The sequence below is a fragment of the Mycobacterium hainanense genome, from assembly GCF_041890355.1.
Taxonomy (GTDB): Bacteria; Actinomycetota; Actinomycetes; order Mycobacteriales; family Mycobacteriaceae; genus Mycobacterium; species Mycobacterium hainanense.
In genome coordinates this window covers 5,216,894-5,233,372 of the sequence record NZ_CP169059.1, presented here as the reverse complement: position 1 = coordinate 5,233,372, position 16,479 = coordinate 5,216,894, and the positions used below count along the sequence as shown (strand labels likewise).

The 16,479-nt window shown below is 69.8% G+C and carries 16 protein-coding genes; 12 read left to right on the top strand and 4 right to left on the bottom strand.

The window, feature by feature from the left end; translation table 11 throughout:
- Positions 1-113: 113 nt before the first annotated feature.
- From dnaK to ACEL92_RS24660, 4 genes are read left to right on the top strand one after another with little or no spacing between them, the layout of a single operon-like run.
- A complete protein-coding gene (dnaK, locus tag ACEL92_RS24675; RefSeq protein WP_374023194.1) occupies positions 114-1,976 on the top strand; it encodes a molecular chaperone DnaK in 1,863 nt (620 codons plus the stop codon).
- Positions 1,973-2,635: a nucleotide exchange factor GrpE gene (gene grpE / locus ACEL92_RS24670; protein WP_374023193.1), complete on the top strand. Its 663-nt coding sequence runs from the start codon at positions 1,973-1,975 to the stop codon at positions 2,633-2,635. Before dnaK ends, grpE begins: the two co-directional genes overlap by 4 nt.
- A 53-nt stretch (positions 2,636-2,688) precedes the next feature.
- Complete coding sequence (gene dnaJ, locus ACEL92_RS24665; protein WP_374023192.1) at positions 2,689-3,867, top strand: molecular chaperone DnaJ; 1,179 nt, start codon at positions 2,689-2,691, stop codon at positions 3,865-3,867.
- Entirely contained in the window at positions 3,867-4,250 is a 384-nt protein-coding gene (locus tag ACEL92_RS24660) for a heat shock protein transcriptional repressor HspR (protein WP_067268708.1), read from the top strand. The genes dnaJ and ACEL92_RS24660 overlap by 1 nt, the downstream gene beginning before the upstream one ends.
- Positions 4,251-4,319: 69 nt before the next feature.
- Here the strand turns inward: ACEL92_RS24660 and ACEL92_RS24655 are convergent, their stop codons facing one another.
- Both ACEL92_RS24655 and ACEL92_RS24650 read right to left on the bottom strand, forming a co-directional pair.
- Positions 4,320-5,222: an aldose 1-epimerase gene (locus tag ACEL92_RS24655; protein ID WP_374023191.1), complete on the bottom strand. Its 903-nt coding sequence runs from the start codon at positions 5,220-5,222 to the stop codon at positions 4,320-4,322.
- A 2-nt stretch (positions 5,223-5,224) separates the two neighbouring features.
- Positions 5,225-6,397, bottom strand: a complete 1,173-nt coding sequence (locus tag ACEL92_RS24650; RefSeq protein WP_374023190.1) for an FAD-binding oxidoreductase — start codon at positions 6,395-6,397, stop codon at positions 5,225-5,227.
- Positions 6,398-6,470: 73 nt separating this feature from the next.
- Here ACEL92_RS24650 and ACEL92_RS24645 point away from each other — a divergent pair, with 73 nt between their 5' ends.
- Positions 6,471-7,151, top strand: coding sequence for a TetR family transcriptional regulator (locus ACEL92_RS24645; RefSeq protein ID WP_374023189.1), 681 nt, complete (start codon positions 6,471-6,473; stop codon positions 7,149-7,151).
- A 6-nt stretch (positions 7,152-7,157) separates the two neighbouring features.
- Here ACEL92_RS24645 and ACEL92_RS24640 read toward each other — a convergent pair whose 3' ends face one another.
- Positions 7,158-7,571: a DUF3060 domain-containing protein gene (locus tag ACEL92_RS24640; RefSeq protein WP_374023188.1), complete on the bottom strand. Its 414-nt coding sequence runs from the start codon at positions 7,569-7,571 to the stop codon at positions 7,158-7,160.
- A gap of 133 nt (positions 7,572-7,704) precedes the next feature.
- Between ACEL92_RS24640 and clpB the strand changes: the two genes are divergently transcribed.
- The 6 genes from clpB to ACEL92_RS24610 all read left to right on the top strand — a co-directional run bounded on the left by clpB (position 7,705) and on the right by ACEL92_RS24610 (position 14,195).
- Entirely contained in the window at positions 7,705-10,251 is a 2,547-nt protein-coding gene (clpB, locus tag ACEL92_RS24635) for an ATP-dependent chaperone ClpB (RefSeq protein WP_374023187.1), read from the top strand.
- A 157-nt stretch (positions 10,252-10,408) separates the two neighbouring features.
- Positions 10,409-11,269 carry a trehalose monomycolate transport factor TtfA gene (gene ttfA, locus ACEL92_RS24630; RefSeq protein ID WP_374023186.1) on the top strand — a complete coding sequence of 287 codons (861 nt, stop codon included), beginning with the start codon at positions 10,409-10,411 and terminating at the stop codon, positions 11,267-11,269.
- Positions 11,270-11,323: 54 nt separating this feature from the next.
- On the top strand, positions 11,324-12,097 hold the full coding sequence (locus tag ACEL92_RS24625) for an SDR family NAD(P)-dependent oxidoreductase (RefSeq protein WP_374023185.1): 774 nt from the start codon (positions 11,324-11,326) through the stop codon (positions 12,095-12,097).
- Positions 12,075-12,638 carry an orotate phosphoribosyltransferase gene (gene pyrE / locus ACEL92_RS24620; RefSeq protein WP_374023184.1) on the top strand — a complete coding sequence of 188 codons (564 nt, stop codon included), beginning with the start codon at positions 12,075-12,077 and terminating at the stop codon, positions 12,636-12,638. Before ACEL92_RS24625 ends, pyrE begins: the two co-directional genes overlap by 23 nt.
- Positions 12,639-12,693: 55 nt before the next feature.
- Positions 12,694-13,548: a hypothetical protein gene (locus ACEL92_RS24615; protein WP_374023183.1), complete on the top strand. Its 855-nt coding sequence runs from the start codon at positions 12,694-12,696 to the stop codon at positions 13,546-13,548.
- The gene (locus ACEL92_RS24610) at positions 13,545-14,195 is read left to right on the top strand and encodes a TrmH family RNA methyltransferase (protein WP_374023182.1); all 651 of its coding nucleotides are present in this window, start codon (positions 13,545-13,547) and stop codon (positions 14,193-14,195) included. The genes ACEL92_RS24615 and ACEL92_RS24610 overlap by 4 nt, the downstream gene beginning before the upstream one ends.
- Positions 14,196-14,325: 130 nt before the next feature.
- On the opposite strand, the gene ACEL92_RS24605 is transcribed toward ACEL92_RS24610, so the two are convergent.
- Positions 14,326-15,291, bottom strand: a complete 966-nt coding sequence (locus tag ACEL92_RS24605) for a LysR family transcriptional regulator (RefSeq protein WP_374023181.1) — start codon at positions 15,289-15,291, stop codon at positions 14,326-14,328.
- A gap of 22 nt (positions 15,292-15,313) precedes the next feature.
- Here ACEL92_RS24605 and ACEL92_RS24600 point away from each other — a divergent pair, with 22 nt between their 5' ends.
- Positions 15,314-16,474, top strand: coding sequence for an XdhC family protein (locus ACEL92_RS24600; protein WP_374023180.1), 1,161 nt, complete (start codon positions 15,314-15,316; stop codon positions 16,472-16,474).
- Positions 16,475-16,479: the final 5 nt, after the last annotated feature.

The following is a 16,479-nucleotide window of genomic DNA, read 5'->3' as shown; positions in this document are numbered from 1 at the left end:
ACCACACTCAATGCTCAGTTGACACCACGGTGTCGGCGGGAGCAGTCTTGAGCGGGGTTCACTCAGCATAGTGGCACCAAAGAAGCTCTAATCAATCAGCAGGAGGAATCACTATGGCTCGTGCGGTCGGTATCGACCTCGGGACCACCAACTCCGTCGTCGCAGTTCTCGAGGGCGGTGACCCCGTCGTCGTCGCCAACTCCGAGGGCTCACGGACGACCCCGTCCATCGTCGCGTTCGCGCGCAACGGCGAGGTGCTCGTCGGTCAGCCCGCCAAGAACCAGGCGGTGACCAACGTCGACCGCACCATCCGTTCGGTCAAGCGGCACATGGGCACGGATTGGTCCATCGAGATCGATGACAAGAAATACACCGCGCAGGAGATCAGCGCCCGGGTGCTGATGAAGCTGAAGCGCGACGCGGAGGCGTACCTGGGTGAGGACATCACCGACGCCGTCATCACCGTGCCGGCGTACTTCAACGACGCCCAGCGGCAGGCGACCAAGGAAGCCGGCCAGATCGCCGGCCTCAACGTGCTGCGCATCGTCAACGAGCCCACCGCGGCGGCGCTGGCGTACGGCCTGGACAAGGGCGAGAAGGAACAGACCATCCTGGTCTTCGACCTCGGCGGTGGCACCTTCGACGTGTCGCTGCTGGAGATCGGCGAGGGCGTGGTCGAGGTCCGAGCCACCAGTGGTGACAACCACCTCGGTGGGGACGACTGGGACGACCGGATCGTCAACTGGCTCGTCGACAAGTTCAAGGGCACCAGCGGCATCGACCTGACCAAGGACAAGATGGCGATGCAGCGGCTGCGTGAAGCCGCCGAGAAGGCCAAGATCGAGCTCTCGAGTTCGCAGAGCACCTCGATCAACCTGCCCTACATCACCGTCGACGCGGACAAGAACCCGCTGTTCCTCGACGAGCAGCTGACCCGCGCCGAGTTCCAGCGCATCACCCAAGATCTGCTGGACCGCACCCGTCAGCCGTTCCAGTCGGTCATCAAGGACGCCGGCATCTCGGTCTCCGAGATCGACCACGTCGTGCTGGTGGGTGGTTCCACCCGCATGCCCGCGGTCACCGACCTGGTCAAGGAGCTCACCGGCGGCAAGGAGCCCAACAAGGGCGTCAACCCCGATGAAGTTGTAGCGGTGGGAGCGGCTCTTCAGGCGGGTGTGCTCAAGGGTGAGGTGAAAGACGTTCTGCTGCTGGACGTCACGCCGCTGAGCCTCGGTATCGAGACCAAGGGTGGCGTGATGACCAAGCTGATCGAGCGCAACACCACCATTCCGACCAAGCGGTCGGAGACCTTCACCACCGCCGACGACAACCAGCCGTCGGTGCAAATCCAGGTCTTCCAGGGTGAGCGCGAAATCGCTTCGCACAACAAGCTGCTCGGCTCGTTCGAGTTGACCGGCATCCCGCCGGCTCCGCGCGGCGTCCCGCAGATCGAGGTCACGTTCGACATCGACGCCAACGGCATCGTGCACGTCACGGCCAAGGACAAGGGCACCGGCAAGGAGAACACGATCAAGATCCAGGAGGGCTCCGGCCTGTCCAAGGAGGAGATCGACCGGATGATCAAGGACGCCGAGGCGCACGCCGAGGAGGACCGTCAGCGCCGCGAGGAAGCCGACATCCGCAACCAGGCCGAGACGCTGGTCTACCAGACGGAAAAGTTCGTCAAGGAACAGCGCGAGGCCGAGGGCGGCTCGAAGGTTCCCGAGGACACCCTGAACAAGGTGGACGCCGCGGTGGCCGAGGCCAAGTCGGCGCTGGCCGGCACCGACATCTCCGCGATCAAGTCGGCGATGGAGAAGCTGGGCCAGGAGTCCCAGGCGCTCGGCCAGGCCATCTACGAGGCCACCCAAGCGGCCGGCGGCGCTGGTGGCGACGGGGCCGGTGGCTCACAAGCCGGTTCCGCTGACGACGTGGTGGACGCGGAGGTGGTCGACGACGACCGGGAGGCCAAGTGACGGAGGGATTTCACCAACCGGATGGCAGCCCCCACGAACCGGTGACCGTCACCGACAAGCGGCGGATCGATCCCGAAACCGGCGAAGCCCGGCAGTCCTCTCCCGGCCCCGAAGCATCCGGGGCGCCGGGAGGGGCTGTACCGGGCGACTCCTCGGGTGAATCACCCGAGGAGGCCGGCAGGGCCGCCGAACTGTTGGGCGACTTGCAACGGGTCCAGGCCGACTTCGCCAACTACCGCAAGCGCGCGCTGCGCGACCAGCAGGCCGCGGCGGACCGGGCCAAGGCCGGCGTCGTCACCCAATTGCTGGGCGTGCTCGACGATCTCGAGCGGGCCCGCAAGCACGGCGACCTGGAGTCCGGCCCGCTGAAGTCGGTGGCCGACAAGCTCACCGGCGCCCTGACCGGGCTCGGCCTGATCGCGTTCGGCGAGGAAGGCGAGGACTTCGACCCGGTGTTGCACGAGGCGGTGCAGCACGAGGGCGACGGTGGCGACGGCTCCAAGCCGGTGATCGGCACCGTCATGCGGCAGGGTTACAAACTGGGCGACCAGGTCCTGCGGCACGCCCTGGTCGGTGTCATCGACACGGTGGCAGACGAGACCGCCCCGGCGGCCGACCCGGGCGAATCGGGCGATAACCCCGGCGCATCCGGTGAATAGACCACACAATCAGCACAACAACGGACCAGAAAGGTGGGAGGGGGTGACGCGACATGGCCCAGCGTGAATGGGTCGAAAAGGACTTCTATAAGGAGCTGGGCGTCTCCTCCGACGCCAGTCCCGAAGAGATCAAACGCGCATACCGGAAGCTAGCGCGCGACCTGCATCCGGACGCCAATCCCGACAATCCAGCCGCCGGCGAGCGATTCAAGGCGGTCTCGGAAGCGCACAACGTGTTGTCGGATCCGGCGAAGCGCAAGGAGTACGACGAAACCCGCCGCCTGTTCGCGGGCGGCGGTTTCGGCGGTCGCCGGTTCGACACCGGTGGCTTCGGTGGCTTCAACGTCGGTGGTGACGGCGCCGAGTTCAACCTCAACGATTTGTTCGATGCCGCCGGCCGAAGCGGCGGCACCAACATCGGTGACCTGTTCGGCGGCTTGTTCGGGCGCGGCGCCAGCGCCCGTCCCAGCCGGCCGCGACGCGGCAACGACCTGGAAACCGAGACGCAACTGGACTTCATCGAGGCCGCCAAGGGTGTGGCCATGCCGTTGCGGCTGACCAGCCCGGCACCGTGCACCAACTGCCACGGCAGCGGAGCGCGGCCGGGCACCAGCCCCAAGGTGTGCCCCACGTGCAACGGTTCCGGCGTGATCAGCCGCAACCAGGGGGCGTTCGGCTTCTCCGAACCCTGCACCGACTGCCGGGGCAGCGGCTCGATCATCGAGCACCCCTGTGAGGAGTGCAAGGGCACCGGGGTCACCACCAGGACCCGCACCATCAACGTGCGGATCCCGCCGGGCGTCGAGGACGGGCAACGCATCCGGCTGCCCGGGCAGGGCGAGGCCGGGTTACGCGGGGCCCCGTCGGGCGACCTGTACGTGACGGTACATGTGCGGCCCGACAAGGTGTTTGGCCGCGACGGCGATGACCTCACCGTGACCGTTCCGGTCAGCTTCGCCGAGTTGGCTTTGGGCTCAACGATTTCGGTGCCGACGCTGGACGGCAAGGTTGGCGTCCGGGTGCCCAAGGGCACCTCCGACGGCCGCATCCTGCGGGTGCGCGGTCGGGGTGTTCCCAAGCGAAGCGGCGGCAACGGTGACCTGCTGGTCACCGTCAAGGTCGCCGTGCCGCCCAACCTGGAGGGCGCCGCGGCCGAGGCGCTGGAGGCCTACGCGGCCGCCGAGCGGGCCAGTGGGTTCGATCCGCGAGCGGGATGGGCAGGTAACCGCTGATGGCGAAGAATTCACGGGAGGAATCCCGGACGTTCCTGATCTCGGTGGCCGCCGAGCTGGCCGGCATGCACGCCCAGACCCTGCGCACCTACGATCGCCTCGGCCTGGTCAGTCCGCGCCGCACTTCCGGTGGGGGACGCCGTTATTCGGAACACGACGTCGACCTGCTGCGCGAGGTGCAGCGGCTGTCCCAGGACGAGGGCGTCAACCTGGCCGGCATCAAGCGCATCATCGAGCTGACCAACCAGGTCGAGGCGCTGCAGGCGCGGGTCAAGGAGCTCACCGAGGAGCTGGCGCAGGTGCGCGCCGGCCAGCGCCGCGACCTGGCGGTGGTGCCCAAGAGCACCGCCGTGGTGGTGTGGCAACCGCGCCGGGGACGTTAGCGTCTGGTCCTCGGGGTCTTGCCCGCCGCCTTGCCCGATAGACGTCGTGTTCATTTGCGGGTCGAATCCCTATGCGTGGATGGAGAATTGCGCCACCGCGGGCTCGCCGGGCCGCGCGCGGCGATAGCCGCCGCGGCGCAGCGCGTCGGTCGGCGCGGTCATCGGTTCGAAGCAGACGATTCGTGTCGCGGGGTCGTCTCCGGTGGGCGCGAAGATCTGCGTCGCGCGATACCCACGTTCGAAGTGCACCTCGACGCGCCGGCCGCCGCCTGAAACCGCGAACACCGCGCCGTCGGGAACCTGGTCGTAGGCATCGTCAAAAGCTCTGTCCCCCAGGGGCTCCGACAGCGCCGGTTGGGGTTCGGATTGACCGGTGGGCAGCCCGACGTCGTCGAGCCGCAGATGACGCAGTGGCGGCGTCTCGATCACCCACTCGGCGCGCGGCACGTCGGGCAGCTGCAGGTAGGGGTGGAACCCGAAGCACAGCGGGACGGCGCGACCGCCGGTCGCAGTTACCGTGGTGCGCACCGTTAAGGTCCGCTCGGCCAGCCGCACCGCCACCGTCAGCAGATGCGGGTAGGGGAAGCTGGCCAGCAATTGCGGATCGGCGGCAAAATCCAACTCGGCGACCAACTCGTCGGCCGACTCGGCCGTCACCCGCCAGCCCGGGTAAGCGGCCAGCACGCCGTGGATCGGCAGGCCGTTGGGATCCGCGCGAACCCCGTTCTGGCCCGGCGTGAGCGTCGTCGTCACGCCTTCGGCGGTATAGCTGTTCGCGCCCAACCGATTTGCCCAGGGATACAGGATCGGGATTCCCATCGTCTTGCCCGCCGTCACATAGGCGTCCAGCCCGCGCCGCTGCCCGAGCAGCTCCACGCCGCCATCGCTCAGCGAGGTACCGATCATGCCGGCCTCGGGCACGAATTCCGCGGCCAACGCCGATGCCTGGTCGCGCAGGGTGACGACGCGCATGCCTACCTCCATAGTGGGTCGTGCTGAATCCGTTCCGGGGGAGCGCCTTTGGCGATCAGGGCGGCCTTGGTGGCTCGCACCATCGAGGGACCGCCGCAGATCAGGACCTGCCGGTCGCCCCACCCGCCGTACTTGGTGACGACCTCGGGGAGCCGGCCGGTTTGGCGCACGTGCAGGCCGCGCGGCGGCGTGCAGTCGGGATAGTCGGCGGCCCACGCCGGGTCGGCGCCGTATTCGGACACCGGCGAGACCGACAGCCACGGATTGTGGGAGGCCACCTGCCACAGGGTGGGCAGGTCGTAGAGCTCGCAGCGGTAACGGGCGCCGAAGAACAGGTGCACGCGCGGGTTCACCGCGTATCGGCACAAATCCATGATCAGCGCCCGCAGGGGTGCCAGGCCCGTGCTGCCGGCGACCATCAGCACGTCGCCGCCGTCCCGGTCCACCCGCAGGCCGCCGTGCGGGCTGGACATCCGCCACCGGTCGCCGGGCCGCGTCTCGTGGACGATGGCGGTGCTGACCAGGCCCCCGGGCACGACGCGGACGTGGAATTCGATGCCGCCGCCCGGGTCCGCCGGGATGGCCGGGGACAGGTAGCGCCAGCGGCGCGGGCATTGCGGGACGTGGACGTTGACGTACTGGCCGGCGTGATAGTCCATCGGCCGGTCGAGCTGCAGCCGGACGACGGCGAGGTCGCGGGACACCCGCATGTGCTCGATCACCGTGCCGTCCCACCAGGCGGGGCCCTCCTCGGCGTCGGCCGCGCCCCGCATCACCCCGGTGATCAGGTTGAGCGACTGGGTGGCGGCTTCGTCGACGGCGTCGGTCCAGGCGTCGCCGAGGTGGGTCCGCAGCGACGAGAACAACGCCTGCCGCAACGTGTCGTAATGCTGTGGCAGCACACCGTATTTGCGGTGATCCCGGCCGAGTTGGGCGAGGAAGGCCACCGGTTCCTGGGCGCGCTGGTCGACGAGTTCGCCGTACACCCAGCGCAGGGCGTGGGCGAAAGCGGTGCGCTGATCACCCATGTCGGGCGGGAACAGATCGCGCACCGAGACGTCGAGGCCGAACCATTGGGTGTAGAACCGCCGGACCACCTCGTTGTCGGGCCCGGCCTCGTCCTGCGCGAACGCGTCGCGCAGCAACCGCAACGCGTCGGTGTCCTCGAGCCCCACGGGGCCCGATTCTAGGCGGGTCGCTGCGCCGTGCGATATTTTTCAACACTCAATGAAATGATACCGTCGTCGTATGCCGCCACCTGCCGCTGGCGCCGGAGGCGCGCAAAAAGCCCCCGGCGCCGGAGGCGCGCAAAAGCGGAGGGGTCGTCGCCAGGGCGAACCGGTCTCCAAGGACGCCGTGCTCCGCGCGGCCAAGCGGCGGTTCGCCGCCCAGGGCTTCGAGAAGACGACGCTGCGTCAGATCGCGGACGACGCCCACGTGGACGCCGCGATGGTGCTGTACCTGTTCGGTTCCAAGGCCGAGCTGTTCCGTGAGTCGATGCGGCTCATCTTGGACGGCGACGTGCTGGTCGCCGCGATGACCCACGGGCCGCGCGAGGACGTCGGGATCCGGTTGGTCCGGGCCTATTTGCGGATCTGGGAAGAGCCGGAGACCGGCCCGACCATGGTCGCCATGCTGCACTCGGCGATGCTGAACTCCGACGCGTACGAGGCCTTCCGCGAGTTCATGCGCGGCTACGTGATGGCGGCCATCTCCGGTGTCCTGGGCGAGGGGCCCGACACCGTGCTGCGGGCGAACCTGGCTGGGACGAACCTGGTGGGCACGGCGTTGTTCCGCTACGTGATGCGGGTGGGGCCGCTGGCCGAGCTTGACGCCGAGGAGGTCGTCGGGCTGATCGCGCCGAGCGTGCAGCGCTACCTGACCGGGGACGCGGACGAACTCGGCCTGCCGGCGGCCTATCGCCCGTGACCGGGCTCAGCCCTGCTTGACGGTGTTGGCCGTCCCGGCGTTGGCGACGTTGGGTGAGCCCCAGTGGTACGTCACCGCGTTGCCGGTTCCGGAGGTGCTCACCGCGTCCGTACTGTCGACGGCGACGCGGTTGCTGTGGCCGGAGACGCTGACGCTGGTGCAGTGGCCGGTGACCGTGACCGTGTTCGTCTGGCCGCTGACCGAGAGGTAGCCGCCCTGGCAGCGGATGGTCTTCGTCGTGCCGGTGCCATTGACCTGCAATGTTCCGGCCTCGGGGACCGTCGCTGACGGGCTGTCCGTGCAAAATCCGGCGACGGCCAGACCCGCCAGCGCCAACCCGCCGACCACGATGGCCCCCCTGACGGCGCCGGAAACCCGACGCGGGGAGGCTTCGTTCTGGAGCCGTTCTGTCTGCGTCATCGTTACCCGGGTACCCGGTGCACAGTATCGCCCAAAACTAGTTAGAGTTGAGCGGAACACACTCAACCTTGACGACGTTGAACATCCCGACAAGCATTTTCCGCAAACCTTTGGTAACTGAACGGAGGTCGTCGTGGACTCTTTCAACCCGACAACCAAGACGCAAGCGGCGCTGACCTCGGCGCTCCAGGCTGCCTCGGCCGCCGGTAACCCCGAGATCCGGCCCGCGCACCTGCTGATGGCCCTGCTGACGCAGGCCGACGGGATCGCGGGACCGCTGCTGGAGGCTGTCGGCGTCCAGCCCGCGACCATCCGCGCCGAGGCGGAGCGCCTGGTCGAGCGGCTGCCTCAGGCCAGCGGCGCCAGCTCGCAGCCCCAGCTCTCGCGCGAATCGCTGGCCGCCATCACCGCCGCCCAGCAACTGGCCACGGAGATGGACGACGAGTACGTCTCCACCGAGCACCTGCTGGTCGGCCTGGCCACCGGCGATTCCGACGTGGCCAAGCTGCTGACGGGCCACGGCGCGTCGCCGCAGGCGCTGCGCGACGGCTTCGTCAAGGTGCGCGGCAGCGCCCGGGTTACCAGCCCCGAGCCGGAGGCCACCTATCAGGCGCTGGAGAAGTATTCGACCGACCTGACCGGCCGCGCCCGCGAGGGCAAGCTCGACCCGGTCATCGGGCGGGACAACGAAATCCGCCGCGTCGTGCAGGTGCTGTCGCGGCGCACCAAGAACAACCCCGTGCTGATCGGTGAGCCCGGCGTCGGCAAGACCGCGATCGTGGAGGGCCTGGCCCAGCGCATCGTGGCCGGCGACGTGCCCGAGAGCCTGCGCGACAAGACCGTCATCAGCCTGGACCTGGGCTCGATGGTGGCCGGCGCCAAGTACCGCGGCGAATTCGAGGAGCGGCTTAAGGCCGTCCTCGACGACATCAAGAACTCCGCCGGCCAGATCATCACGTTCATCGACGAGCTGCACACCATCGTCGGCGCCGGCGCGACCGGCGAGGGCGCCATGGACGCCGGCAACATGATCAAGCCGATGCTGGCCCGCGGCGAGCTGCGCCTGGTCGGCGCCACCACGCTCGACGAGTACCGCAAGTACATCGAGAAGGACGCCGCCCTGGAGCGGCGCTTCCAGCAGGTGCTGGTCGGCGAGCCGTCGGTGGAGGACACCGTCGGCATCCTGCGCGGCCTGAAGGACCGCTACGAGGTGCACCACGGGGTGCGCATCACCGACTCGGCCCTGGTGGCCGCGGCCACGCTGTCCGACCGCTACATCACCGCCCGCTTCCTGCCGGACAAGGCCATCGACCTGGTCGACGAGGCCGCCAGCCGGCTGAAGATGGAGATCGACTCCCGGCCCGTCGAAATCGACGAGGTCGAGCGGCTGGTCCGCCGCCTCGAGATCGAGGAGATGGCGCTGGAAAAGGAGGAGGACGAGGCGTCCAAGGAGCGGCTGGAGAAGCTGCGCTCCGAGCTGGCCGACCAGAAGGAGAAGCTGGCCGAGCTGACCACCCGCTGGCAGAACGAGAAAAGCGCGATCGACGTCGTCCGCGAGCTCAAGGAGCAGCTCGAGGCGCTGCGTGGGGAATCGGAGCGCGCCGAGCGCGACGGCGACCTGGCCAAGGCCGCCGAGCTCCGCTACGGCCGCATCCCCGAGGTCGAGAAGAAGCTCGACGCGGCGTTGCCCCAGGCCGAGGCGCGGGAGAACGTGATGCTCAAGGAGGAGGTCGGACCGGACGACATCGCCGAGGTGGTGTCGGCGTGGACCGGCATCCCCGCCGGCCGGATGCTCGAGGGCGAGACCGCCAAGCTGCTGCGCATGGAGGACGAGCTGGGCAAGCGCGTCATCGGCCAGAAGCGCGCGGTGACGGCCGTCTCCGACGCGGTGCGTCGCAGCCGGGCCGGGGTCGCCGACCCGAACCGGCCGACCGGGTCATTCATGTTCCTCGGGCCGACCGGTGTCGGTAAGACCGAGCTGGCCAAGGCGCTGGCGGAGTTCTTGTTCGACGACGAGCGCGCGATGGTGCGTATCGACATGAGCGAGTACGGCGAGAAGCACTCGGTCGCCCGGCTGGTCGGCGCCCCGCCCGGATACATCGGATACGACCAGGGCGGCCAGCTGACCGAGGCGGTGCGCCGGCGTCCCTACACGGTGATCCTGTTCGACGAGATCGAAAAGGCGCATCCGGACGTGTTCGACGTGCTGCTGCAGGTCCTCGACGAGGGCCGGTTGACCGACGGCCAGGGCCGCACGGTCGATTTCCGCAACACCATCCTGATCCTGACGTCCAACCTCGGGTCGGGCGGCAGCGAGGAGCAGGTGATGGCCGCGGTGCGGTCGGCGTTCAAGCCGGAGTTCATCAACCGGCTGGACGACGTGATCATCTTCGACGGCCTCGAGCCCGGCGAGCTGGTGTCGATCGTCGACATCCAGCTGGCGCAGCTGCAGAAGCGGCTGGCGCAGCGCCGCCTCACGCTGGAGGTGTCGCTTCCGGCCAAGCAGTGGCTGGCGCAGCGCGGGTTCGACCCGATGTACGGCGCGCGGCCGTTGCGCCGGCTGGTGCAGCAGGCCATCGGCGACCAGCTGGCCAAGCTGCTGCTGGCGGGTGACGTTCACGACGGCGACACCGTGCCGGTGAACGTCAGCCCGGACGGCGATTCGCTGATCCTGGGCTGACCCCGAAATTGGGACCATCCCACGGGGCGGACATTTCGTCCCGTGGGTGGCGACCCGCTTCGCCCGGCTACGCCGCGCTCGCGGTCGCCACGCTGTGATTGGGTTGTGACCGACCGGACTTCTTTATTCCGGAGCAAATGCAGATACCCTGTGTGGGATGGTCCCCCTTTGGTTCACGCTCTCCGCGCTGTGCTTCGTCGGCGCGGGCGTGTTGCTGTACGTCGACCTCGATCGACGCCGCGGCCGCAGCAGGCGCCGCAAATCGTGGGCGCGCTCGCACGGGTTCGACTACGAGCGGGAATCGGCCGACATCCTCAAGCGCTGGAAGCGCGGGGTGATCTCGACGGTGGGCGACATCGCCGCCGAGAACGTCGTGCTGGGTCAGATCCGCGGTGAGGCCGTGTACATCTTCGACCTCGAGGAAGTCGCCACCGTGATCGCGCTGCACCGCAAGGTGGGCACCAACGTCGTGGTGGACCTGCGGCTCAAGGGCCTCAAAGAGCCACGGGAGAGCGACATTTGGCTGCTGGGCGCGATCGGCCCGCGGATGGTGTACTCCACCAACCTGGACGCCGCCCGGCGGGCGTGCGATCGCCGCATGGTCACTTTCGCGCACACCGCCCCGGACTGCGCCGAGATCATGTGGAACGAGCAGAACTGGACGCTGGTCGCCATGCCCATCACCAGCACCCGCACCCAGTGGGACGAGGGCCTGCGCACCGTGCGCCAGTTCAACGACCTGTTGCGGGTGCTGCCGCCGCTGCCCGAGGAGACCCAGCAGGAGGCGGGCGCGCCCCCCGGGCCGCGCAGCGCGGCGCCGAGCCGCCCGCTGGCGCCCGCCGGCCGGGCCGAGCTGCCGCCCCGGCGCCCGCAGCAAGACGTGGCCGGGCTGCTGGGTGACGCGTCCGCGCGCCGGCCCGCCGAGCCGATCCGCCGCGAGCAGCACGGCCCGGACGCCGTTCGCCGGCCGCCGCCGGCGGGCCGCAACGGCCACCAGGCCACCAACTATCAACACTGACGGCGCGCCAGGCGCCGGGTGGGCGGCGTGGCCGCCGTCATTAGGATGTCGCTCATGCCTCGTCCCGTAGCCCTGATCACCGGGCCCACTTCCGGGATCGGTGCCGGCTATGCGCGACGCTATGCCAACGACGGCTACGACCTGGTCCTGGTCGCCCGCGACGTCGACCGGTTGACGGACCTCGCCGGCGAATTGCAGGGCCGGGCCGGCGACATCGAGGTGCTGCCCGCCGACCTGGCTGATGGCGCCGGCCGCGACCGGGTCTGCGAACGCCTGTCCCGCGGGGTGCGCGTCCTGGTGAACAACGCCGGCTTCGCCACCTCCGGCGACTTCTGGACGACCGACCCCGCGCTGCTGCAATCCCAGCTGGACGTCAACGTCACCGCGGTTATGCACCTCACCCGGGCGGCCCTGCCGCCCATGCTCGACGCCGGCGCCGGGACCGTCATCAACATCGCCAGCGTGGCCGGGCTGGTGCCCGGGCGCGGATCCACCTACTCCGCCTCCAAGGCGTGGGTGATCTCGTTCAGCGAAGGCCTGTCCGTCGGCCTGCAAGGCACCGGCGTGGGGGTGCATGCCGTGTGTCCGGGCTACGTGCACACCGAGTTTCACGCCCGCGCGGGGATCGACATGGCCAAGTCGCCGTCGTTCCTATGGCTCGAGGTGGACGACGTGGTGAACCAGAGCCTGGCCGACGTCGCGCGCGGCAAGGTGATCAGCATCCCCGGCCTGCAGTACAAGGCGGTCATCGCCGCGGAGCGGATGATTCCGCGGACCCTGATGCGGGCCGTGACCAAGCGAATCGGTGGCGGCCGTGGCCGGACCTGACCCGCACACCGACTCCCGCGACGAGCTGGCCGAGCTGGTGCGCCGGCTGTCGGTGGTGCACGGCAAGGTGACGCTGTCGTCGGGCAAGGAGGCCGACTACTACGTCGACCTGCGCCGCGCGACCCTGCACCACCGGGCCTCGGCCTTGATCGGCACGCTGATGCGCGACCTCACCCGCGACTGGGATTACGCGGTGGTCGGCGGCCTCACCCTGGGCGCCGACCCGGTCGCCACGGCAGTCATGCACGCGCCGGGCCGCCCGATCGACGCGTTCGTCGTGCGTAAGTCGGCGAAAACCCATGGGCTGCAACGCCTTATCGAGGGCTCGGAGGTGGCCGGTAAGCGCGCATTGGTCGTCGAGGACACCAGCACCACGGGCGCGTCGGCGCTGACCGCGGTGCGCGCCGTCCAAGACGCCGGCGGACACGTGGTCGGTGTGGCCACGGTCGTGGACCGCTCGACCGGCGCGGCCGAAGCCATCGAGGCCGAGGGCCTGCCGTACCGAAGCGTGCTGGGCCTCACCGATCTGGGGTTGAGCTAGTTTGCATTGCCGCGCGCAGCTTCTCGCGATAGCGGCCTGCCTGCTGGTGCTCCTGATGGGCTGTACGGACCCGGGCCAGCCGGCCCGCCCCTACGGCGCCCAGGGCGCGCGGTTCGGGGAATCGCTTTCGCTGCTGGGCTGGAACATGGCGGTGTCGAACCTGCGCTGGGACGACGACTATGTGCTAGTCGACGTCGACGCCTCGGCGGCGAACCCGCAGGCCCCGCACGCCAAACCCGAGGACATCCGGTTCGGGCTCTACGGCGCGCTGTCGCATCCGATGGAGTCCAACGGGCTGGGCAGTTGCGACCGCCCGACCGGCAAGGCGCCCGACGTCCACTCGCCGTTGGCGGCTTCCGGCGATCGGCTCGCCGGGACGGTTTGCCTTGGGCCGCTTAAGGATCGCAGCCAGGTCCGCGGCGTGTACACCTACTCGCCGCGCGACCGGATCCCGAACAGCTCGGCGGCCTACCCGGCCGCGTTCCCGGTGGGGTTGATGCCCACCAACGCCAACGACACCGGCCTGTCGGTGAGGACCGTCAGCCTGTCGGCCTGGCGCGCCGACGGGGCGCCGATCGCCAAGGAGCAGCTCGGCGATCCCGCGGCGTTCAACGGCGCCGGCTACATGCTGCTGGGCCTGGAGGCCGACGGGCTCGCCGCCCGGTATCGCGACGAATCGGCCGACCGCGGCGGTCCACTGATGCTGCTCGCGTCCCCGACGCTGCCCGGCGCCGGGCTGAACCCGGCGTGCTCGGTGTACGGGTCGTCGGTGCTGGTCCTGCCCGACGCCTCGCTGGACGCGGTGCGCGTCAGCGCGTCGTTGTGCACGCAGGGCGAGATCAACGAGGCGCTGCTCTACGCGACGGTGGCGGTCGACGGCACGCACGCCGGGGTGTGGACGCCGCGATGAGCGAACCGGGGCCCGGGCCGACCGAATGGGCCGCACCCGCCGCCGGGGTGGGGCCGTGGCCGGGTGAGCCGCCCGACGACCCGCGGTATGACCCAGTCCTGTTGCGAGAGGGCGACACTCGCAACGTCGTCGACGCCTATCGGTACTGGACGCGCGAGGCGATCATCGCCGACATCGATCGGCGCCGGCATTCCCTGCACGTCGCGATCGAAAACTTCGGGCACGACGCCAACATCGGCTCGGTGGTGCGCACCGCCAACGCCTTCGCGGTGCACACCGTGCACATCGTGGGCCGGCGCCGGTGGAATCGCCGCGGCGCCATGGTGACCGACCGCTATCAGCGGCTGTGCCATCACGACAGCACCGAAGAACTGCTCGGCTTCGCCGCCGATGCCGGGCTGACGGTGGTCGCGGTGGACAACGTCCCGGGGGCCACGCGGCTCGAGGAGACCGCGCTGCCGCGGGACTGCCTGCTGGTGTTCGGTCAGGAGGGCCCGGGCATCACCGACGACATCCGCGCGGGCGCCGCGATGGCGGTGTCGATCGCCCAGTTCGGCTCCACCCGCAGCATCAACGCCGGCGTCGCCGCCGGCATCGCCATGCACGCCTGGATCCGCCAGCACGCGGACCTGTCAGACGCGTGGTAGCCGCGTCCGTTTCCCTTCCCATCGAATGTGCGTTCAGGGTGCGGTTTTTCGGCGTGTCGCCGCCCTGCGCGCACGCGCAAGGCCAACGCCGCACTCGCGAAGAGGCGTCCGGACCTGAGTCCACACCCGGTCAGCTCCACAGCGTCACGTGCACCTTCGGCCGAAATCGTGTCACCCCCACGCCGGACCCGCGGATCATCGCCTGGGTGCAGCGCGGGGTGGTGATGAAGCGGACCAGTTCGGAGACGGCGGGCTGACGGGCCGAGGGCGCCAGCGTCGCCGCGCACCACTCGCCCGACCGGTCCAGCCCGGGGCCGTGCACGTGCGTCAGCCGCCCGGCCGCCAGGTCCTTGCCGACCGCGAAGCCGATGGTCAACGTGACCCCGCCGACCCGCTGTACCTCCTCGAGGGCGGCCGCGTCACTCTGGAAGATCCGCTGCTGCGACTCCGGGATCGCCAAGTCGCGCAACATGGTCGCGATCTCACCGTCCACCCCACCCGCCGACGGCCCCAGCATCCACTGCTGCTGGCGCAGCAACGCGGGCGTCGGAACGCCAAGCGCCAGTGGGCTTTTGGGTGCCGCGACGGCGATGATCTGATACTTCAGGAAGGGCCGGACGAACAGCGCGTCGTCCGCGCCGATCGAACTCTCGCTCGCCGGGCCGATCGCGATGTCCACCGCGCGTGAACAGATCAGGTCGCGAAACCGGCTCGTGGGATGCACGCTCAGCTCGACCGACAGGTCGTCGGCGCGCGACGAGAAGAGCTCGATCAGCCCGGGCGCCGCGTGCTCGGCGAACGCGGTGGACGCGGCGATCCGCAGCAGCCGGCGCCCGTGGGCGGCCTCGGTCACCTCGATGGCGGTTTGCTGTTGCAGGCCCAGGATTTCGACCGCGCGGCTGGCCAGTCGCAGGCCGCCGGGCGTGAACGCCAACCCGGCGCCCGTCCGGGTGAACAACGGGTCGTCGAGCTCCTTGCGCAGCGCCGTCACGAGCATCGAGACGCCGGCGTCGGAAACACCCAGCTCCGCGGCCGCCGCCCGCACCGAGCCGAGGCGAACCACCGCCGAATAGGCCCGAAGTTGAGCCGGAGTCATGGAGTCAGCCTAATTTAAAAGGGTGCGTGACGTGCTCGCCCAGCTGATGTCGATCTGGCGCGCCGGTGACACCGCGGGGCTCGGCACGGTGGTGCGCACCTTCCGGTCCGCGCCGCGGCCGCCCGGCGCCGCGATGGTGGTCGCTCCGGACGGCTCGGTCACCGGGTCGGTGTCGGGCGGCTGCGTGGAAGGGGCGGTCTACGACCTGGCCACCGAGGCGGCGAAAACCGGCGCGCCGCGGCTGGAACGCTACGGCGTCAGCGACGACGACGCGTTCGCCGTCGGCCTGACGTGTGGCGGCGTGATCGACGTGTTCGTCGAGCCGGTCTCCCGCGCGTCGTTTCCCGACCTGGGCGAGGTGGCCGACGACATCGCCGAGCGCCGCGCGGTGGCCACCGCCACCGTCATCGCCCACCCCGACCCGGCCTGGGTCGGCCGGCGGGTCGTGATCCGGCCCGACGGGATGGCGGGGTCGCTCGGTTCGGCGCGCGCCGACGCCGCGGTCGCCGACGACGCGCGCGGCCTGCTGGCCCTGGGCCGCAGCGAGGTGCTCAAGTACGGACCCGACGGGCAGCGGCTCGGCGACGGCATGGAGGTCTTCGTGTCCAGCTACGCGCCGCCGCCGCGGATGCTGGTGTTCGGGGCGATCGACTTCGCCGCGGCGCTGGCGCGGCAGGGTTCGTTCCTCGGCTACCGGGTCACCGTGTGCGACGCGCGGCCGGTGTTCGCCACCCCGGCGCGGTTCCCGACGGCCGATGACGTCGTCGTCGATTGGCCCCACCGCTACCTCGCCGCCCAGGCCGAGGCGGGCGCCATCGATCGCGACACGGTGATCTGCGTGCTGACCCACGACCCGAAGTTCGACGTGCCGGTGCTCGAGGTGGCGCTGCGGCTGCCCCAGGTCGGCTACGTCGGGGCGATGGGGTCGCGCCGCACCCACGGCGACCGGATGAACCGGCTCAAGGCCGCCGGGCTGACCGACGCCGAGCTGGGCCGACTGTCCAGTCCCATCGGCCTGGACCTTGGCGCGCGCACCCCCGAGGAGACCGCGGTGTCGATCGCCGCCGACATCATCGCCAAACGCTGGGGCGGCGGGGGGCGGCCGCTGGCCCACATCGTCGGCCGGATCCACCACGACGCGCAGGCAGACGACGACTTCACGGCGAGTTCAGGGATTACTTAACTCGC